Source organism: Nonomuraea spiralis, assembly GCF_014648435.1.
Taxonomy (GTDB): domain Bacteria; phylum Actinomycetota; class Actinomycetes; order Streptosporangiales; family Streptosporangiaceae; genus Nonomuraea; species Nonomuraea spiralis.
The window spans coordinates 754,937-772,353 of sequence record NZ_BMRC01000001.1 but is presented as its reverse complement, the minus strand read 5'-3'; the positions used below and the strand labels follow the sequence as shown (position 1 = coordinate 772,353).

The following is a 17,417-nucleotide window of genomic DNA, read 5'->3' as shown; positions in this document are numbered from 1 at the left end:
GAAGTGGTTAATTCGTTGGAGGAGACATAATGGCTGCTTATGGCCAGGGATCTCGAGACCGCGTTGTTGCGGTCGTTCGTCACCGCCGTCCGGGCGGGCAGCATCAGCCGCGCCGCGGCCACGCTGGGACACACCCAGCCCGCGCTCAGCCAGCAGTTGCGCAAACTCGAAAGCACCGTCGGCCGGCCGCTGCTCCACCGGTCGCCGTCCGGCGTCTCGCTGACGCGGGCGGGTGAGGAGCTCCTGCCGTACGCCGAGCGCATCCTCTCGCTGTCGGCGCAGGCGCTCACCGCGACCGGGCGTGCCCTCACCGGCCACTGCGGCGTCGGGCTGCTGGAGGACCTCGTCGCGTCGCAGCTCCCGCAGGCGCTCGCCGACCTCGCCCGGCTGCACCCGGACGTGACGCTGGAGGTGCTCAGCCTCTCCGACGTCGCGATCCGGGAGGCCTACGACGCGGGCCGCGTGCAGATCGTGCTCGACGAGGTGCCGCACATCCCCGGGGCGCCGCGCTGGACCGTACGCCGGCCGCTGGTCTGGGCGGTCGGCCAGGGGGTGGACCCGGCCGCCGACCCGCTGCCGGTGGTGCTGTTCACCGGCGCGTGCTCCTGGCGTACGTCGGTGCTGGAGACGCTGGAGCGGGCCGGCCGGCGCCGGCGGGTGGCGTTCGAGAGCAACAGCCTGGTCGGCGTGCTCGCCGCGGTACGGGCCGGGCTCGGCGTCGCGGCGCTCATGCCGGAGAACCTCGACCCGGTCATGGCCTGCCACGACACCGACGCCCTGCCCACCCTGCCGGACGTCGAGCTCGGCCTCGCCCGGCACCCGCGAACCGCGGGCGATCCGCTGATCGACGCCGTGGAGACCGTGCTACGCCGGACGATCTGACCGCTGCGCCCGGACGTACGTCCTCAGAAGGCGAGGGCGATCTTGCCGGTCAACCGGGCGCGGCGGAAACGCTCGTGCGCCGCCCGTACGTCCTGAAGGGCGTACTGGGCTTCGATCCGTGCCTTCACCTGGCCCGCGTCCACCGCCTTGGCCAGCTCGGCGAGCCCCGGACCGTCCTCGCGCACCTGGTTGACCGTCGTACGGATCGCCCGGTGTGACAGGTCCGGCACCGGCCCGGCCTGGGTGGCGATGGAGGCGTAGCGGCCTCCGTCGGCGACCGCCTCGGTGACGAAGGCGCCGAAGGTGTCGAAGACGGCGTCATACGCGGCCGCCGGCAACGTGGCGGGGTCCGTCGTGACCAGCTCGGCCCCCAGCTCCCTGACCACCTCGACCTGGGCCGGCCCGGAGACCAGCGCGTCCACCCGGGCGCCGCGCGCACGGGCCAGCTGTACGGCCAGCCCCCCGACCGCGCCGGCCGCGCCCGCCACCAGCAGCCGTTCACCCGCGCGGACGCCCAGCCAGTCGAGCGTCTGCAAGGCGGTCAACCCGGGCAACGGCAGCGTCGCGGCCTCCAGCAGGCTGATCGTCGAAGGCGCGACGGCGAGCGAGCCGACCGGCATGGCCACGAGGTCGGCCCAGGTTCCCCGCCCGGTGGCGAGCTGGTGGGACATCCCGTAGACCCGTTCGCCCACGGACAGCCCACCGGCCGGGCTGTCCACGACGATGCCCGCCAGCTCCCATCCCAAGGTCATCGGCAGGGGCGGCGTGCCCTCTCCGATGGCTCCTTCACGGGTCTTGTCGTCAACGGGGTTCACGGCCGAGGCGACGACCCGTACCAGCACCTCGCCGTCCAGGGCGCGCGGCGCCGGCGCCTCGGCAACCGCGAGTACGCCGGGATCACCGAACGCGTCGATCCGCACAGTACGCATGTTCAACTCCCTTAGAGTTCGATCGGCATCCAACAATAGGGGAACGCGTACCACCTCGCTTGACCTTGACACGGTGACAAGGTCTTCACTGTCGCCAAGGAGGTGGTCCCGATGACCAGGCAGAATCAGGACACGGTTGGCGCGTTCCAGGCGCTGGAGGACGGCAGCTCGTCGGTACGGCTGCGGGCGGCGATGGCCGTCGGCACGACCCCGGACCCGCGGTTCGTGGACAAACTCGTCGAGCGCAGCGCGATCGAGCCCGACTTCCAGGTACGCGAGACGCTGACCTGGGCGCTCACCCGCCACCCGGCCCCGCTGACGGTCCCGAGGCTCGTCGGCGAACTGCGTTCCGAGCACGCGCAGGCGCGGAGCCAGGCGTTGCACACACTGTCCAAGATCGGGGACCGTCAGGCGTGGCCCGCGATCACCCGGGCGCTGCTGACCGACGCCGACGACGAGGTCGCGCGCAGCGCCTGGCGGGCGGCGGTCGTACTGGTGCCCGAGGGCGCGGAGCCCGAGCTGGCCGCGGTGCTGGCGACGCAGCTCGGGCGCGGCGAACGCGAGACACAGCTGAGCCTCAGCCGCGCGCTGGTCGCGCTCGGTAAGGTGATCACACCGATCCTGGACGACGCCATGACGGCTGCCGACCCTCGCGTCCGCGGCCACGCGATCGCCACGGAACGGCTGTCGCGCGACCCGGACGCCGGATTCGAGTTCGCGATCGAGGAGGCGAAGCGCGTCGTGGCCCTCGGCGGCACCGGCAAGGAGGAGTGATGAGCAGTGTTGATCGGTGACGTCGCCCGGCGGTCCGGGGTCAGCGCCCGCATGCTCCGCCACTACGACTCCCTCGGCCTGGTACGCCCGACGGGCCGCAGCCACGCCGGCTACCGCGAGTACTCCGGCGACGACATCCGGCGGATCTTCCACATCGAGAGCCTGCGGTCGCTGGGGTTGTCGCTGCGCGAGGTCAAGCGCGCGCTCGACGACCCCGACTTCACGCCCTCGGAGCTGGTTGACGACCTCATCCGTCAGACGCGGGAACGCATCGCGGCCGAGACCGAGCTGCTCACCCGGCTGCGCCGCATCGACGCCGCCGAACCCGCCGGATGGGAGGACGTCCTCCAGGTCGTCGCGCTCCTCCAGGCGCTGGGGGCCAAGAGCGCCGGCAGGCGCCAGCGCGCGGCCCTGTCCTCGGCCGGGGACGTCTCCGTTCCGGTGGAAGCGCTGGTCGAGGCCGCGCTGAGCGAGACGGACCCGCACGTCGCCGGAGCCCTTCGATGGGCTCTGGCGCGCTCGGGCGACGACGGCCTGGCGTTGCTGGCGCGCGGCCTCGGCTCACCGGCGGCCGACGTGCGCAAACGTGCCGTCCAGTCCATCGCCGAGATCCCGGACGGCGAGGCCACCGCGCTGCTGCGGGACGCCCTCGCCGGCCCCGACGTCGTGGTCCGCAGGTACGCCGCGCTGGCGCTCGGGGCACGTGGCGTGACCGACGCGGTCCCCACGCTCATCGACATGGTCGTCGAGGGGACGAACGACGTCGACGCGGCCGACGCCCTGAGCGCGCTGGCGAGCCAGGCCGGGTCGGCGGACCGGATCGCCGCCGGGCTCGTCGGCCGCCTGGCCCCCGGTGCCCTCGGTGCCCCCGGCGCCGCCGGACCGGCCGCCCGCCGGCGGCTGGCCCAGGCGCTCGCGGACATTCCGGGCCCGACCGCCTCCCGAGCCCTCGCGGACCTGGCCCACGACGACGACCGTGCCGTCGCCCTCACCGCGACCTACGTCCTCGGCCTGCGCGACGAACGCTGACACCGTCCCCTGACCCGCTTGACCTTGACACGGTGACAAACGTTTCACTGGCGTCCAGGTGACGGCCCGGACGGTCGTCCCGTGGTTCGTTCCGGATCTCGACGCGCTCGACGCGCGGCTGGCGGTGCAGATGTCATGACCATGATCTACAAGTCCGAGGCCGGTGGGCGCGAGCTCCTCGACCACTACCGGCGGGTGCTGGACGCCTGGCCGGTGCCCGCCGAGCACGTACGGGTGCCGACGCGCGAGGGCGAGACCTTCGTCCTGGTCTCCGGCCCCCGGGACGCCCCGCCCCTGGTGCTGCTGCACGGCTCGGGCGCGAACGCGTCGATGTGGCGAGGAGACGTCCCCACCTGGTCCGAGCACTTCCGCACGTACGCCGTCGACCTCGTCGGCGAGCCGGGGCTGAGCGCGCCCTCGCGTCCCGCCCTGGGCTCCGGCGCGGTGTCGCTCTGGCTGGACGACGTGCTGGACGGGCTCGGGATCCCCGGCGCGGCGTTCGTCGGCACGTCCCTGGGCGGCTGGGCGGCCCTCGATCACGCCGTCCGCCGTCCGGAGCGGGTGACCCGCCTGGCCCTGATGTGCCCCGGCGGCGTGGGACGCCAGAAGGTGGGCTGGATCTTCAAGTCCCTGCTGGCCCGCCCGTTCCGGCGCGACGGGCTGCGCGAGTCGGCGATGGCCGTCGCGGGACTGGACGGGGAACGGGACCGGCAGGCGCTCGACGACGTCGTCCTGACGTTCACGCACTTCAACCCGCGCAGGGAGAAGTTGCCGGTCTTCCCCGACCAGGCGTTGCGCGGCCTGTCCATGCCGGTGCTCGTCGTCGTCGGCGGCCGGGACGCCATGTTCGACTCCCGCCAGACCGCGCGGCGCGTACGCGAGTGTGTCCCGCGTGCGACCGTGACGCTGCTGCCCGAGGTCGGTCACGCCATCTTCGGGCAGGCCGGGCCGATCGCCGAGTTCCTGCGGTCCTGACGGGGACCGGGCCTCGCCCCCGGCTCAGCCGTCGATCAGGCCCAGTGCCGAAAGAGCGGCGGCGAGCCGGGGGGCGGCCTGACCGGCCTCCTCCAGCGCGCTCCTGAGCGTCGCCTCGTAGGTGACGTACGCCTCGGCGTGGCGCGCCCGGCCCGGCTCGGTGACGACGGTGTAGACGCCGCGCTTGTCGTCGGGGCACAGATCCCGGTACGTGTAGCCCGCCGCGTTCAACCGGCTCACCAGCCGGGTCACGGAGCTCTGATTGAGCCCGATCTTGTCGGCCAGTTCCTGCATGCGCAGCTCGCCGGCGGGGGAGGCGGCCAGGTGGCCGAGCGCCCGGTACTCCGACAGGCCGATGCCGTGCCGCCGCTGGAGGGCGGTGGCGAGGGCGTTCTCAACGCGGGCGTGCAGCAGCAGGACGTCGTTCCACGAGCCGGAGAGCGCCGAGGGCGCCGGGGACGGGACGGAAGCCGTCGAAGACATGGGAACCCCTCTCCTTCCATTGAAGACCCGGTCTCGCGGACGCGGGATTGACAAGAGCATACATGTACATGCAAGCTTCTCTCTGTCGCCAAAACACTTGCATATACATGCAAATAGAGGAGCCTCACATGGCCTGGATATATCTGCTCGTCGCGGCCGTCTTCGAAGTCGTCTTCGCGCTGGCCACCAACGCCACCGAGGGCTTCACGCAGTTGGGGCCGTCCCTGCTGACCGCCGGGGCGGCGGCCGGCGGGATCTTCTTCCTGAGCCTGGCGCTGAAGACCCTCGACGTCGGCGTCGGCTACACCGTCTGGACGGGCATCGGCTCGGTCGGCACCGTACTGCTCGGCGCCGCGATCTTCGGTGAGGAGCTCACCCTCTGGAAGGCGCTGGCCTTCGTCCTGATCATCGGCGGTGTCCTCGGACTCAAGCTGTCCGACCGTTCCGCCACCGCCTGACCCGCCCACCCCTCGGCTCTCACCAAGGAATCGTCATCATGGCCTGGATCTATCTCTCCGTCGCGATCGTCTTCGAGATCGGCTTCGCGCTCGGCACCAACGCCACCCAGGGGTTCACCCGGTTGTGGCCCTCCGTCTTCACCCTGCTCATGGCCGCCGGCGGCATCTTCACCCTCAGCCTGGCGCTCAAGACCCTCGACGTCGGCGTCGGCTACACGATCTGGACCGGCATCGGGTCGATCGGCACGGTCGTCCTCGGCGCCCTCATCTACAAGGAGAAGATCACCCTTGCCAAGCTCGCCTCGTTCGCGGCGATCATCGGCGGCGTGCTGCTCCTCAAGATCGCCGCAGGGGTCTGACCCCGATGCCGTGGTCGGGTCCCACCTCGACGGGCCGCGCGCCGAGCTTCTGGAGGCGCGCGGCCGGCTCCGCCTGATGATCCGCGGCGCGGCCCTGGGAGAGAGGTCAGTTCGCCTCGCCGAGCCGGCTGTCGGCGCAGGACACCACGTCGAAGCCCCGGCTCGGGAAGACGGCGTCCATGAAGAAGTCGTGCATCGCCTGATCTGCGTCGGCGCAACCGTCACGCAGCACGGTCACCTGGTAGCCGCGGTCCGCCGCGTCGTAGCACGTCGCGGCCACCATCGCGCTGGTCGCCACGCCCGCGACCGCCACGGTGCCGACACCGTGCGCACGCAGGACGAGGTCGAGGTCCGTACCGGCGAACGCGCTGGCGCGGCGCTTCAGCACGACGACGTCCTCGGCGGCGACCGGCAGGTCGACCTCGGTCGCGGGCGAGCTCTCGTGGAAGGTGTCTCCCGCCTCGAAGAAGCCCTTCAACAGCGCGCTGTCCGGCGGCACGTCGGCGCCGTTGTCGCGGAAGGCGAAGTGCACGAACACCACGAGGACGCCGGCGGCGCGGGCACGCGGGAGCAGTTCGGTGAGCGGTGGCACGACCTGCCTGGCGAACGCGTAGCCGCTCGTGATGCCGCGCTGGATGTCGCCGATGACGAGTGCGGTGGTCGTGGTTCTGGGAGGCACCGAGATCTCCTTGGCTGAGCGGACAACTGGGACAACAGTAGGAGCCAGTTGAGATATCAGCAACTCAGGTCGAGGCGACGGTATTTGCCGGGGGCCACGCCGTACGCGCGTTTGAAGGCGTTGGCGAAGGCGAACTCCGAGCCGTAGCCGACCGAGCCGGCGATCATGCTCAGCGCGGCGTCGGAGTCGCGCAACATGCGCGCGGCCGTGCTCAACCGCCACCAGGTCAGGTACGTCAGCGGCGGCTGCCCGACGAACTGCGTGAACCGGCGGGAGAACGCCGCGCGGGACAGACCGGCGCGCCGGCCGAGCGACTCGACCGTCCACGGTTGGGCCGGATCGCGGTGGATGACGTCGAGCGCGACACTGACAGCGGGGTCGGCCAGCGCGGCGGCCCAGCCGGTGCCCTCGCAGTGCTCCGCCGACACGTCGAACCAGGCACGCAGGATGTACAACAACAGCGTGTCCAGCAGCGCCGGCACCACCAGGTCCGCGCCCGGCCGGCGGCGCTCGACCTCCTTGCCGAGCAGCTCGACGGCGGCGCGCAACTCGGTGTCGCGCCCCAGCCCGGCGGGCAGGTGGATCATCTCGGGCAGGCCTTTGAGCAGCGGATGCACCCGGCTGGAGTCGAGCCGGTAGCCGCCGCAGAGCGTCACGGTGACGGGACCGTCGCCCGGCGCGGAGGCCGAGGAGAACAACTCGGCCGGCGCGTACGGGTCGCAGTCGGACTCCGCGACCGGCGTGGCGGGCGAGTCGGCCAGCGCGTAGCCGTGTCCATGGGGGAAGAACAGCACGTCGCCCGCCCCCACCGGTACGGGCTCACCCTCCGGCGGGATCGCCCAGCACGACCCCCGCAACACCACCTGGAACCCCGCCGAGCCCGGCGCGGAAGGGAACCGCTGCCCCCAGGGAACCGGCCACTCGACCCGCGCCGACCGCGGCACGCCCATGCGCATGGAGGCGACCACGTCGCTCAACACGTCCATGTGCGGGAGTCTAGCCCGGAAGACGATGACGTATAGATCGCAGATGACAGCGTATTGGACGCCTCGTACGATGCTCCTACGGTGGACGGCATGACACGAATCCTGGTCAGCGGGGCGACCGGCACGATCGGCCGCCCGCTGGTGAAGCAACTTGAGCGGGCGGGCGCCGACGTCCGCGCGGTGACGAGGCAGTTGACCGATCCGGTCGCGCTGAAGGCGGCTCTCGACGGAGTCGAGGCGGTGTTCCTGCTGTGGCCGTTCGCCTCGGCCGAGGGCGCCCGCGAGGTGGTGGAGCTGATCGGCGCGCGGCGGGTGGTCTACCTGTCCTCGGCCGCCGCCCGCCCGTACGAGGTCGAGATCGAACGGCTGGTCGCCGCCACCGCCCGCGAGTGGACGGTGCTGCGCCCGCACGCGTTCGCGGCCAACACGTTGCGGTGGGCCGACCAGGTGCGCACGGGCGTCGTGCGGGAGCCGTACGGCGAGGTGGCCTCCTCTCCCGTCCACGAGCGGGACGTGGCGGCCGTCGCGGTGCGCGCGCTGCTCGGCGAGGGCCACCACGGCGCGGTCCACACGCTGACCGGGCCCCGGCCGCTGACCCGGCGGGAGCAGGCGCGGGCGATCGGCGAGGCGATCGCCCGGCCGGTGCGCTGGGAGGAGGAGCCTCCGGAGGAGACCCGGCCACGCCTGCTCGCGCTGGGCTGGCCCGCGCCGGCCGTGGACGGGATGCTCCGCGGCCTCGCCGAGCCGGGCCCGGCCACCACGACCGTGGAGGAGGTCACCGGCGTGCCCGCGAGCACGTTCGGGACGTGGGCGAGCGAGCACGCCGCGGACTTCCTGGGCCCCATGCGGGCCGCCCGCGTGCACGAGTACGGCGACGCCTCGGTGATCTCGCTGGAGGAGGTGCCGGTGCCGAGACCCGGGCCGGGCGAGGTGCTCGTGAAGGTGGCCGCCACGTCGTTCAACCCGTCGGAGGTCGGCCTGCGGATGGGCCTGCTGCGGGACGTGCTCGACGTCACGCTGCCGTACACGCTCGGCTGGGACGTCGCGGGCACCGTGCTCACCGGGGCCGGCGACCTGGTCCCCGGCGACCGGGTGATCGGGCACATCGAAGGGGCGGCGGCCGGATACGCGGTCGCGAAGGCGGACATGCTGGTCAGGGCGCCCCGGCGGATCCCGCTGACGGCCGCGGCCGCCGTCCCGGTGGCCGGGCTCACCGCCTGGCAGGCGGTCTTCGAGCACGCCCGCATCGGGCGCGGCACCCGGGTGCTGATCAACGGCGCCGGCGGTGGCGTCGGGCTGTTCGCCGTGCAGCTGGCCAAGCACGCGGGCGCGCACGTCGTGGCGACCGCCGGGCCGCGCAGCGCCGCCGCCGTACGGGCGCTGGGCGCCGACGAGGTGGTCGACTACACCGCCGAGGCCCTGCCGGGCGGCAACGACGTGCTGATCAACCTGGTGGCCGACGTGCCCGCCTCGGTGGCGGAGCTGGCCGAGGAGTTCGTCTCGATCACCCGGCCGATCGCGCACCCGCGCGCGGTACAGTTCGTGACCCGCAACGATCCGGGCCAGTTGCGCGAGCTCGTGGCGCTGATCGACGACGGCGTGGTGGCCGTCGAGGTGGCCGTCCGTCCGCTGGAATCGCTGGCGGACCTGCACCGCGAGGCCGAGCGCGGCCTCCTCCGCGGGAAGGTCGTCCTGGAGATGGAGACCTGACAGGTAAGGGCTCCCGGTTCACCAGCCGAGCTGGTCGCCGAGCCGCAGGCGCAGCCACAACACCAGGCGTTCGTCCGGGTTCGCCAGGTCGAAGCCGAAGATCTCCTCCGCGCGGGCGAGCCGGTACCTGATCGTGTTCGGATGCACCGACAGCCGCTGGGAGGCGGCCGCGATGTCGCTGTTGGCGTCCAGGTAGGCGAGGATCGTGGAGGCGTACGTGGTGCCGTGTTCGAGATCGTGGGCGCGTACCGCCGGTCCGAGCGCGCGGGGCAGCGCCTCGTGGGCGGCCAGGATCTGGGCCAGCGCCGACAGCGTCGCCCCGGCCCACACCTCCTCGATCGTGGCCACCTGGCACGCCCGCGGGCCGCCCGGCCGGTCGGCGAGCGCGCGCAGCACGAGGTCGGCGTCGGCGCGCGAGCCCGCGACCGAGCGCAACCCCTCGACGAGTGAGCCGATCCCGGCCTGGACCGGCACGCGCAGCGCGCCGTGGGCCCGGCGGGCGATGTCGGCGACCAGTTCGCGGTGCGCGGTCGGCGACGGGCCGCTGGGGAGCAGGGCGTAGACCGTACCGTCGATCAGCGCGCAGCCGTGCCTGCCGTAATGGGCCTCGCAGTGCAGGCTCACCAGGTCGGCGAGCCGGGTGGCCGCGTGCGCCGCGAGAGCCTCCTCGGCCTCGTCCGCGGCGACGGCGAACGCGGCCACCGCCACGGGCAGGTTCGGGTCCAGGCCGAGCTGCGGGGCCACCGCGGTGACGCTGCTCGGGTCGGCCAGCAATCGCCGTAACAGGTCGGCGCGCCTGCGCCGTACGGCGTCCACCGCCGTACGGGCCGCGAGCAGGTGCAGCGAGACGATGTCCGCCACGTCGGAGAGCGCCTGCTCGGCGGCCGAGTCCAGGCTGTCACCGGCGTCGACGACCCAGATCGAGCCCAGCACCTCGCTTCCCGCGCGGACCGCGACGCCGAGACGGGGCAGGCCACCCGGAATGGCCGGGAACCGGCAGGTACGCACCACCTGGGCGATCGCGCGGTACTGCGCGTCGTAGTCCGGGCCGTCCGGCACCTGGAGGCCCAGGATGCCCTGGCGGCGGCCCTCGTCGATGGCCTGCCCGGGCAGGGTCGAGTACGCGAGGATGCGCCGGTTCCGGTCCTCGATCACCGTGGCGCCGCCCGCCATCGCCGCGATCGCGTTGGCCACGGCGAACAGGTCGCCGAGAGCCGGGACGCCCGTGGCGTACGCGAACCGTACGGTCGAGGCGAGGGCCGAGGAGATCATGGCGTCCAGGTGGTGCCAGGCCACGGCCTCGTCGGCGGCGAGCAACACGATCCCGGACCGCTGCGCGGCTTCCACCAGCTCGGCGACCGGCTCGCCGAAGCTCTTCACCACCAGGCAGGCGTACCCGGCCTCGGCCGCCGCGCCGACGAGCTCCCGCGCCTGCGCCTCGGCCGTCCCCACGCCGACGGCGAGCAGGATCGTGTCCCTGACGGGCGACAGCGGACCGCGCCGCTCGAAGATGAGCACGCCCGAGACCGGAACCGGCCCTTCCGGCATTACGGTCAACGGCCGCAGCAGCGAAGGGCCCAGCGCGTCGAGGACCTGGCCGAGATCGGAGACGCCGGTGTCGAGCATCCTCACCTCTTTGGCCAGACGCACAAGACATTCGTGGAATCCCTGGACGGACACCGCATGCCACACGATCGGCACGGACGCGACGCTGTCTGCATGCGCATCCCGGCGGGCGCGCCGCGTTCGGCCCCAGCGACTGTACCCGTCGCGGCCCGTACGGGCGTAACCGCCGCGAAGACCCCGGTTTCCGGCACACCGTATTCGGCAGGATCGTGGAAGGAGACATCATGCGAGCCAGGACGAGCGGCGTCGTGGCCCTGGCGGTCACCGCGTCCCTGGTGACGGCGCCCGCGGCGGCGGCGGCGACGGCACAGTGTGACACCAGGCCCATCCAGACGGCGCTGGAGGCGCTGAAGGGCGTCGGCGCCCCAGGGATCGTCGTGACGGTGAAGAGCCCGCGTTGCGGCATCCGGAACGGCGGCGTCGGACTCGCCGACCGGCGGACGGGCCGCGCGGTCACCGGCGACGAGCACAGCCGCATCGGCAGCGACACCAAGGCGTGGACCGCCACGGTCGTGCTCCAGCTCGTCGGCGAAGGCCGGATCAGCCTGGACGACACCGTCGACCGATACCTGCCGGGTCTCGTCCGCACCAGACGCTACGACGGACGCGAGATCACGATCCGGCAGGTCCTCCAGCACACCAGCGGCCTGCCCGACTACCTGGAGGCGCCGTTCTGGGACGACGAGGAGGCACACCGCTGGGACCACATCGAGCCCCTGCGGACCGTCAAGCAGGCCCTGGCCCTGTCCCCGCCCGACAGGACCCCCTCGGGTTTCGCCTATGCCAACACCAACTACAACCTGGCCGGGCTGATCGTCACCAAGGTCACCGGCCGCGGCATCGGCGCCGAGATCGAACGGCGGATCATCCAACCCCTCGGGCTGCGTGAGACGTACTGGCCCGGCGACCGGACCACGATCGCCAAGCCGGACCTGCGGAGTTACGTGAAGCGGTCAGGGACGCTGGTGGACCGGACGGAATGGAACACCTCCGAGGCCGACGCGTCGGGCGAGCTGATCTCCACCGGCGCCGACGCGACGGCGTTCTGGACCGCGCTGATGACCGGGAAACTGCTGGCCCCGGCCCAGCTCGCCGAGATGAGGCGGACCATCCCGGACGACGCCGGCCAGGGCTACGGGCTGGGGGTCGAGCGTTATCAGCACATCCCGGGCATGGACACCTGGGGGCACAGCGGCAGCATGTCCAGCGGTCACACGTTCAGGAACGCCGTCACCGACGACGGCGAGCGGGCCGTGACGCTCCTGATCGACACCGACGAGTTCGACTCCGGCAAGGTCGAGTCCGTCATCGGCGCCCTCATCCGCGACCTCCGCTGACCCCGATCGGGAACGGCGGTGTTCCCGGACGAAGGTATCCGCCGTCCGCGATCCGGGCTCGGAGTCGGGGAGAGGAGACGTCCATGAAGATGTTCCAGAACCTCGACCCCGAGCTCGCCGCCGCACTCGCCCATCTGGATCTTCCCGAGACCGGCGCGCGCGGCTACACCCACGCCGAGCTGGCGCGGGAACGGGACCGGATGGCCGCGGCGAGGCTGGCCGGTCTCGTCCCCGACCCGGCGGTCCTGATCAAGGACATGTGGGTGCCGGGCCCGGAGGGCGGCCCTGACCTGCGGTTACGCATCCACAGGCCCGCCGGGGCCACGGACGGGCCGCTGCCGTGCGTCTACTGGATCCACGGCGGCGGGATGACGTTCGGCCTGCCGGAACAGGACGACGGCGTCGCCGCCCGGTTCGTACGGGAGCTGCGCTGCGTGGTCGCCTCCCCGGCCTACCGCCTCGCCCCCGAACACCCCGACCCCGCCCCCGTCGAGGACTGCTACGCCGGGCTGCTGTGGCTGGCCGCCTCCGAACCCGGCGTCGATCCCCGCAGGATCGCGATCGGCGGCGCCAGCGCGGGCGCGGGGCTGGCGGCCGGGGTGACGTTGCTGTCCAGGGACCGGGGCGGCCCGGCCCCGGTGTTCCAGGCCCTGAGCGCGCCCATGCTGGACGACCGCGCCGACACCCCGTCCATGACCCAGTACGAGGACGTGCTCGTGATCGACCGGGACTACATCGCCGAGTCGTGGACCGCCCTGCTCGGCGACCGCCGCGCCACGGACGCCGTCTCCCGCTACGCGGCGCCCGCCCGCGCGACCGACCTGTCCGGCCTGCCCCCGGCCCTGGTGGACGTAGGAGAGCTGGAGGTCTTCCGCGACGAGACCGTCCTGTACGCCCTGCGCCTGGCCCGGGCCGGCGTGCCCACCGAGTTGCTGGTCTATCCCGGCGTCTTCCACGGTTCGGAGAAACTGGTCCCGTACGCCGAGATCACCCGGCGTGCCGTCGCCAACCGCCTCGCCGCCCTCCGCCGGGCGTTCACCCGGCCCTGACGACCTGGCCGCCGCGGGAGCAGGGCGGATCAGCCGACCCAGGGCGAGACGAACCCCACGGTCTCCGTCGGCCCGACGGTGAACGAGCCCTCGGCGCGGTCGAACTGGAAGGGATTGGCGTCGGTGATGATCCGCGTGGTGACGGTCCTCGTCTCCTGCTGCCGGATGATGACGTCGTACGCCGCGCTGTAGTCGTTCAGGGGGTCGAGGTAAGCGGTCACGGGGGAGATGATCTGCATGGCGCCCGAACCGTTGTAGACCTCCGTCACGGCCTGCTTCCAGTTCGCGCCCGCGCCCCGGATGCAGGCCCGTCCCATGAGCCCGGGGACGGTGTTGCTGAACGTCCATGACCCGCAGGTCGAGTCCGCGGCCGAGGCGGGACGCGCGCCGATCGCCCCTTGGGCGAGTGCCGCTGTGAACATGACGACGGACAGGAGGATCGACGCTCTTCTGGGCCTTTGAGTGGATGACCGGATGACCATTCTTCGTCCTTTCCCGAGCCGCGACGATCTCCACGGCTGCGTTGTCGCTTATGGTGACGAAGCCATCACAGTCTGTGTAGGGCGTCGAGGTCGCGCAACATCCGGTCCGCCTGGTGGACCGCGCCGGCCCCGAGCGGGAGCGGCCGCTCGGGCGGGGCGGGTCCGTCCATGGCGTCGTTCCGGTCAGGCGCCGGTCAGGCGGCGCACTCCAGGCAGACCGGCTGACCGTCCCGCTCGGAGGTGCGCTGGCTGCGGTGGTGCACCAGGAAGCAGCGTGAGCAGGTGAACTCGTCCGCCTGAGGCGGGATCACCTGTACGGACAGCTCCTCGCCGGACAGGTCGGCGCCCGGCAGTTCGAGCGACTCCGCCAGGTCGGTCTCGTCGACGTCGATGCGGCCGGACGAGGTGTCGGCGCGACGGGTCTGAAGTTCCTGGAGGCTCTCGTCGCCTGAGTCGTCGTCGGTCTTGCGTGGGCTGTCGTAGTCGGTCGCCATGGTGTTCATCCGCCTCGTCTCGGTGTCTCCGCAGGGCCGCATGTCTTCGTGCCCAATGCGCGAGGAGATTCCCATCCGCGCCCCGGACGAATCCACAACGTCCCCTTCGGCTCGGATGCGGCCAAAGAGGACTCATGCCTCAGGTGCGCGCGGACAGGACGTGGACGGTTGGTTAGGGGATGGGTACGGACAGTGATGACAGATCGGAAGATCTACGGGGGACCACTCATGACCACGATCACCTTCGACCATGCCGCCACCGGCTACACCCTGACCCAGGCCCGGTGTCTGGCCCACGCCGCCGCCCTGGCCTACAAGAACGCCGACCAGGTCGAGGCCACCGCCGCCGGCTGGGGTTTCGACCGCGTCAGAAGTTTCCGGGTGCCGCACGCCGCGCCGTTCCCGCTGGAGGACACCCAGGCGTACATCGCCGCCAGCGACCAGATGATCATCGTGGCGTTCCGCGGCACCCAGCCCGAGGAACTGCGCGACTGGCTCTCGGACGCCAACACCCTGCTCACCCCGTACGCCGCCGCCGAGGGCAACATCCACGCGGGCTTCTACCGGGCGTTGGACGTCGTGCACCCCGCCCTGCTGGAGACCCTGGAGGACTGGCACACCGCCGGCCAGTCGCTCTGGTTCACCGGGCACAGCCTCGGGGGAGCGCTGGCCATGCTGGCCGCCGCCCGTACCCACTTCGAGGACCCTTCGCTGCTGGCCGACGGCGTCTACACCTACGGCCAGCCCCGCACCTGCTGCCCCAAACTCGCCGCCGCCTACGACCAGGCGTTCCGTGGACGTACCTTCCGCTTCGTCAACAACAACGACGTCGTCGCCCAGCTCCCGCCCGTCCCGCTGTTCCACCATGTGGCCGAGGAGCGCTACTTCGACACCCAGGGCAGGCTGCACGAGAAGATGCCCGCCGCGATGGGGCTGATCGACCGGCTCGGCGGCGCCACCGCCGACCCGCTGGCGCCCGGCACCGACGGCATCCGCGATCACTTCATCAACGCGTACCTGGCCAGGTTCGACAGCGCTCAGGAGGGTGCGACTTCCGGCGCGGGCAGGAAGGCGAAGTCCGGCCGAGGTTCGCTGAACGGCCTGCTGCCGGAGTAGGGCCGAGCCCTTGACGCAGGCAGGTGCCGCCGAGTCCGCGGCGCCTGCCCGACCACGCCGTCCGGCTCCAAGGTTGCGGCCTGCTTCCGGCGGGCGCACAGGACGGCTGTTCAGTATTCCGTGAATCAGATATCATCGTCATATGGCGATCGATCATGAGGGCGGCCGGTGTGTCAGCGCGGACATCGCCGCGGGCATCTCCCCGGCGGCGGCGCTCTTCCACTCCCTGGCCGATGAGACCAGGCTGCGCATCGTGCAGCGCCTGGCGCGCGGCGAGGCCCGCGTGGTGGACCTGACCACCCAGCTCGGACTGGCCCAGTCCACGGTGTCCAAGCATCTGGCCTGCCTGCGCGACTGCGGCCTGATCGACTACCGCGCCGAAGGGCGCCAGTCCTTCTACTCCCTGACCCGGCCCGAGCTGATGGACCTGCTGGCCTCGGCCGAGCAGTTGCTGGCCGCCACCGGCCACGCCGTGACGCTGTGCCCGGCCCACGGCAGCCGGCAGGCCGGGGCGGGGGAGGCGGTGTCGTGACCACGCCGGACCTGACCGTCCCGGCCCGGCGGACGGTCCTGCGACGCAGGATCCGGCTGCTGGTGGCCGCGACCATCACGTACAACGTGATCGAGGCGGTGGTGGCCGTCACCGCCGGCTCGCTGGCCTCCTCCGCCGCGCTGATCGGGTTCGGCCTCGACTCCGTGGTGGAGGTCGCCTCCGCCACCGCGGTGGCCTGGCAGTTCTCCGCCGCCGACCACGAACGCCGGGAGAAGACCACGCTGCGCGTCATCGCGGTCTCGTTCTTCGCGCTGGCCGCCTATGTCACCTTCGACGCCGTACGCGCGCTGCTCGGCTCCGGCGAGGCCGAGCACTCCACGCCCGGACTGATCCTGGCCGCGCTCTCGCTGATGATCATGCCGTTCCTGTCGTACGCCCAGCGCCGCGCCGGTCGTGAGCTCGGCTCCGCCTCCGCGGTCGCCGACTCCAAGCAGACCCTGCTGTGCACCTACCTGTCCGGCGTGCTGCTGGTGGGCCTGGCGCTCAACAGCCTGTTCGGCTGGTCCTGGGCCGACCCGATCGCCGCCCTGGTCATCGCCGCCGTCGCGGTCAAGGAAGGCCGCGAAGCCTGGCGCGGTGACGCCTGCTGCGCCGTCCCGGCCGTCCCGGCCGACGCCGCCGTCACGTCGTCCACCGCCGCCGGGGGATGTTCCGACGGCTGCTGCGTACCGTCCGAGGAGGACCCCCGATGATCACCCGGCCCATGCCGGCGCGCGTCCGCGCCGCCTACCGCGCCGAGATGCGCGCCGCCCGCACGGCCGCCGCCCCCGAGGCGCGCTGGGCCGCTACCCGGAGGGCAACACCGGCCGCGCCACCGTCGGCCTGACCCGGCCCATGCCCGTGCCCGCCGACCTGGCCGCGCTGCTCCGGACCGCCTGACCACAAGGAAAGACGGTGCGGGGGCTTGCATCCGGTACCCGGGTACAGGTTTACCGTCGAGGCATGAAGCAGGACATCGCTTGTGACCTGGGACGGGCCCCTGCGGGCACCACGGGAGCGTGTACGTGAAACAGGACCTGCACCAGGCCGACGGCCGGACGTACCTGCGCAGCGGGCAGGTGGCCGAGCGCGCCCGGGTCAACCTGCAGACACTGCGCTACTACGAGCGGCGCGGCCTGATCGCCGAGCCGCTGCGCAGCCCCGGGGACCACCGCGCCTACCCGCCCGAGACGGTCATGCTGCTGACCGTGATCAAGGCCGCGCAGCGGCTCGGGTTCACCCTGGAGGAAGTGGCCGAACTGCTTGACACCGGACGGCACGGCCACCCCACCCCCGACCTGCGTGCCCGCGCCCAGGCGAAGATCGCCGAGGTGGAGGCCAAGATCGCGGACCTGAGCACCATCCGCGCCGCGCTGACCGCGGTGGTGGCGGCGGGCTGCGACAGCCTGACCGGCTGCACCTGCCCCGACTGCCCGCTGCCGTTCGCCGACCTGGCCGGGGGCCGCACGCCGAAGGCGGACTGAGTGTGCCGTGGGCGGCCGCGCGACGGGGCACGG

General features: G+C 72.2%; 21 protein-coding genes. 14 read left to right on the top strand and 7 right to left on the bottom strand.

The genetic code is table 11. The features are described 5' to 3' along the window. Nucleotides 1-39 precede the first annotated feature (39 nt). Nucleotides 40-882, top strand: a complete 843-nt coding sequence (locus IEZ27_RS03640) for a LysR family transcriptional regulator (protein ID WP_189645851.1) — start codon at nucleotides 40-42, stop codon at nucleotides 880-882. Between the two features lie 23 nt (nucleotides 883-905). Here IEZ27_RS03640 and IEZ27_RS03635 read toward each other — a convergent pair whose 3' ends face one another. Further along, complete coding sequence (locus IEZ27_RS03635; RefSeq protein WP_189645850.1) at nucleotides 906-1,811, bottom strand: NADP-dependent oxidoreductase; 906 nt, start codon at nucleotides 1,809-1,811, stop codon at nucleotides 906-908. 111 nt (nucleotides 1,812-1,922) lie between these two features. On the opposite strand from IEZ27_RS03635, the gene IEZ27_RS03630 reads away from it, so the two are divergent. The 3 genes from IEZ27_RS03630 (at nucleotide 1,923) to IEZ27_RS03620 (ending at nucleotide 4,589) form a co-directional block, all read left to right on the top strand. After that, on the top strand, nucleotides 1,923-2,585 hold the full coding sequence (locus tag IEZ27_RS03630) for a HEAT repeat domain-containing protein (protein WP_189645849.1): 663 nt from the start codon (nucleotides 1,923-1,925) through the stop codon (nucleotides 2,583-2,585). Between the two features lie 6 nt (nucleotides 2,586-2,591). Then, a complete protein-coding gene (locus IEZ27_RS03625; protein WP_189645848.1) occupies nucleotides 2,592-3,614 on the top strand; it encodes a HEAT repeat domain-containing protein in 1,023 nt (340 codons plus the stop codon). Between the two features lie 135 nt (nucleotides 3,615-3,749). Further along, nucleotides 3,750-4,589 carry an alpha/beta fold hydrolase gene (locus IEZ27_RS03620; protein WP_189645847.1) on the top strand — a complete coding sequence of 280 codons (840 nt, stop codon included), beginning with the start codon at nucleotides 3,750-3,752 and terminating at the stop codon, nucleotides 4,587-4,589. A gap of 24 nt (nucleotides 4,590-4,613) precedes the next feature. On the opposite strand, the gene IEZ27_RS03615 is transcribed toward IEZ27_RS03620, so the two are convergent. Next, entirely contained in the window at nucleotides 4,614-5,072 is a 459-nt protein-coding gene (locus tag IEZ27_RS03615) for a MarR family winged helix-turn-helix transcriptional regulator (RefSeq protein ID WP_189645846.1), read from the bottom strand. Between the two features lie 128 nt (nucleotides 5,073-5,200). On the opposite strand from IEZ27_RS03615, the gene IEZ27_RS03610 reads away from it, so the two are divergent. Both IEZ27_RS03610 and IEZ27_RS03605 read left to right on the top strand, forming a co-directional pair. Then, the gene (locus IEZ27_RS03610) at nucleotides 5,201-5,530 is read left to right on the top strand and encodes a DMT family transporter (protein WP_125648385.1); all 330 of its coding nucleotides are present in this window, start codon (nucleotides 5,201-5,203) and stop codon (nucleotides 5,528-5,530) included. 38 nt (nucleotides 5,531-5,568) lie between these two features. Beyond that, the gene (locus tag IEZ27_RS03605) at nucleotides 5,569-5,889 is read left to right on the top strand and encodes a DMT family transporter (RefSeq protein WP_125648382.1); all 321 of its coding nucleotides are present in this window, start codon (nucleotides 5,569-5,571) and stop codon (nucleotides 5,887-5,889) included. A 106-nt stretch (nucleotides 5,890-5,995) separates the two neighbouring features. Here IEZ27_RS03605 and IEZ27_RS03600 read toward each other — a convergent pair whose 3' ends face one another. Further along, nucleotides 5,996-6,568 (bottom strand): cysteine hydrolase family protein, encoded by a 573-nt coding sequence (locus IEZ27_RS03600; protein ID WP_189645845.1) that lies wholly within the window; start codon nucleotides 6,566-6,568, stop codon nucleotides 5,996-5,998. Between the two features lie 56 nt (nucleotides 6,569-6,624). Further along, a complete protein-coding gene (locus tag IEZ27_RS03595; RefSeq protein ID WP_189645844.1) occupies nucleotides 6,625-7,554 on the bottom strand; it encodes an AraC family transcriptional regulator in 930 nt (309 codons plus the stop codon). Nucleotides 7,555-7,644: 90 nt separating this feature from the next. On the opposite strand from IEZ27_RS03595, the gene IEZ27_RS55250 reads away from it, so the two are divergent. After that, the gene (locus tag IEZ27_RS55250; RefSeq protein WP_189645843.1) at nucleotides 7,645-9,264 is read left to right on the top strand and encodes an alcohol dehydrogenase catalytic domain-containing protein; all 1,620 of its coding nucleotides are present in this window, start codon (nucleotides 7,645-7,647) and stop codon (nucleotides 9,262-9,264) included. 18 nt (nucleotides 9,265-9,282) lie between these two features. Here IEZ27_RS55250 and IEZ27_RS03585 read toward each other — a convergent pair whose 3' ends face one another. Next, entirely contained in the window at nucleotides 9,283-10,890 is a 1,608-nt protein-coding gene (locus IEZ27_RS03585) for a PucR family transcriptional regulator (RefSeq protein WP_189645842.1), read from the bottom strand. Between the two features lie 224 nt (nucleotides 10,891-11,114). Between IEZ27_RS03585 and IEZ27_RS03580 the strand changes: the two genes are divergently transcribed. Together IEZ27_RS03580 and IEZ27_RS03575 are read left to right on the top strand one after the other, a co-directional pair. After that, on the top strand, nucleotides 11,115-12,227 hold the full coding sequence (locus tag IEZ27_RS03580; RefSeq protein WP_229823172.1) for a serine hydrolase domain-containing protein: 1,113 nt from the start codon (nucleotides 11,115-11,117) through the stop codon (nucleotides 12,225-12,227). A gap of 83 nt (nucleotides 12,228-12,310) precedes the next feature. After that, nucleotides 12,311-13,276, top strand: a complete 966-nt coding sequence (locus IEZ27_RS03575; RefSeq protein WP_189645841.1) for an alpha/beta hydrolase — start codon at nucleotides 12,311-12,313, stop codon at nucleotides 13,274-13,276. A 29-nt stretch (nucleotides 13,277-13,305) separates the two neighbouring features. Here IEZ27_RS03575 and IEZ27_RS03570 read toward each other — a convergent pair whose 3' ends face one another. Together IEZ27_RS03570 and IEZ27_RS03565 are read right to left on the bottom strand one after the other, a co-directional pair. Further along, nucleotides 13,306-13,698 carry a hypothetical protein gene (locus tag IEZ27_RS03570; protein ID WP_189645840.1) on the bottom strand — a complete coding sequence of 131 codons (393 nt, stop codon included), beginning with the start codon at nucleotides 13,696-13,698 and terminating at the stop codon, nucleotides 13,306-13,308. A gap of 254 nt (nucleotides 13,699-13,952) precedes the next feature. Next, nucleotides 13,953-14,252, bottom strand: coding sequence for a DUF4193 domain-containing protein (locus IEZ27_RS03565; protein WP_189645963.1), 300 nt, complete (start codon nucleotides 14,250-14,252; stop codon nucleotides 13,953-13,955). Nucleotides 14,253-14,480: 228 nt separating this feature from the next. Here IEZ27_RS03565 and IEZ27_RS03560 point away from each other — a divergent pair, with 228 nt between their 5' ends. The 5 genes from IEZ27_RS03560 (at nucleotide 14,481) to IEZ27_RS03540 (ending at nucleotide 17,384) form a co-directional block, all read left to right on the top strand. Further along, a complete protein-coding gene (locus tag IEZ27_RS03560) occupies nucleotides 14,481-15,368 on the top strand; it encodes a lipase family protein (RefSeq protein ID WP_189645839.1) in 888 nt (295 codons plus the stop codon). A 142-nt stretch (nucleotides 15,369-15,510) separates the two neighbouring features. Beyond that, the gene (locus IEZ27_RS03555; protein WP_189645838.1) at nucleotides 15,511-15,900 is read left to right on the top strand and encodes an ArsR/SmtB family transcription factor; all 390 of its coding nucleotides are present in this window, start codon (nucleotides 15,511-15,513) and stop codon (nucleotides 15,898-15,900) included. Further along, entirely contained in the window at nucleotides 15,897-16,613 is a 717-nt protein-coding gene (locus IEZ27_RS03550) for a cation transporter (protein WP_189645837.1), read from the top strand. The genes IEZ27_RS03555 and IEZ27_RS03550 overlap by 4 nt, the downstream gene beginning before the upstream one ends. Continuing rightward, on the top strand, nucleotides 16,498-16,800 hold the full coding sequence (locus tag IEZ27_RS55435; protein ID WP_189645836.1) for a DUF3703 domain-containing protein: 303 nt from the start codon (nucleotides 16,498-16,500) through the stop codon (nucleotides 16,798-16,800). Before IEZ27_RS03550 ends, IEZ27_RS55435 begins: the two co-directional genes overlap by 116 nt. A 125-nt stretch (nucleotides 16,801-16,925) precedes the next feature. After that, nucleotides 16,926-17,384 carry a MerR family DNA-binding protein gene (locus tag IEZ27_RS03540; protein WP_229823170.1) on the top strand — a complete coding sequence of 153 codons (459 nt, stop codon included), beginning with the start codon at nucleotides 16,926-16,928 and terminating at the stop codon, nucleotides 17,382-17,384. The last annotated feature ends 33 nt before the right edge of the window (nucleotides 17,385-17,417 follow it).

Coding starts and splice junctions, on each gene's coding strand:
- IEZ27_RS03630 (WP_189645849.1), top strand. CDS start 1,923: ATGACCAGGCAGAATCAGGACACGGTTGGCGCGTTCCAGGCGCTGGAG.
- IEZ27_RS03575 (WP_189645841.1), top strand. CDS start 12,311: ATGAAGATGTTCCAGAACCTCGACCCCGAGCTCGCCGCCGCACTCGCC.
- IEZ27_RS03640 (WP_189645851.1), top strand. CDS start 40: ATGGCCAGGGATCTCGAGACCGCGTTGTTGCGGTCGTTCGTCACCGCC.
- IEZ27_RS03615 (WP_189645846.1), bottom strand. CDS start 5,072: ATGTCTTCGACGGCTTCCGTCCCGTCCCCGGCGCCCTCGGCGCTCTCC.
- IEZ27_RS55250 (WP_189645843.1), top strand. CDS start 7,645: ATGACACGAATCCTGGTCAGCGGGGCGACCGGCACGATCGGCCGCCCG.
- IEZ27_RS03585 (WP_189645842.1), bottom strand. CDS start 10,890: ATGCTCGACACCGGCGTCTCCGATCTCGGCCAGGTCCTCGACGCGCTG.
- IEZ27_RS03610 (WP_125648385.1), top strand. CDS start 5,201: ATGGCCTGGATATATCTGCTCGTCGCGGCCGTCTTCGAAGTCGTCTTC.
- IEZ27_RS03580 (WP_229823172.1), top strand. CDS start 11,115: ATGCGAGCCAGGACGAGCGGCGTCGTGGCCCTGGCGGTCACCGCGTCC.
- IEZ27_RS03560 (WP_189645839.1), top strand. CDS start 14,481: ATGACCACGATCACCTTCGACCATGCCGCCACCGGCTACACCCTGACC.
- IEZ27_RS03555 (WP_189645838.1), top strand. CDS start 15,511: ATGGCGATCGATCATGAGGGCGGCCGGTGTGTCAGCGCGGACATCGCC.
- IEZ27_RS03565 (WP_189645963.1), bottom strand. CDS start 14,252: ATGGCGACCGACTACGACAGCCCACGCAAGACCGACGACGACTCAGGC.
- IEZ27_RS03595 (WP_189645844.1), bottom strand. CDS start 7,554: ATGGACGTGTTGAGCGACGTGGTCGCCTCCATGCGCATGGGCGTGCCG.
- IEZ27_RS03605 (WP_125648382.1), top strand. CDS start 5,569: ATGGCCTGGATCTATCTCTCCGTCGCGATCGTCTTCGAGATCGGCTTC.
- IEZ27_RS03635 (WP_189645850.1), bottom strand. CDS start 1,811: ATGCGTACTGTGCGGATCGACGCGTTCGGTGATCCCGGCGTACTCGCG.
- IEZ27_RS03570 (WP_189645840.1), bottom strand. CDS start 13,698: ATGTTCACAGCGGCACTCGCCCAAGGGGCGATCGGCGCGCGTCCCGCC.
- IEZ27_RS03620 (WP_189645847.1), top strand. CDS start 3,750: ATGACCATGATCTACAAGTCCGAGGCCGGTGGGCGCGAGCTCCTCGAC.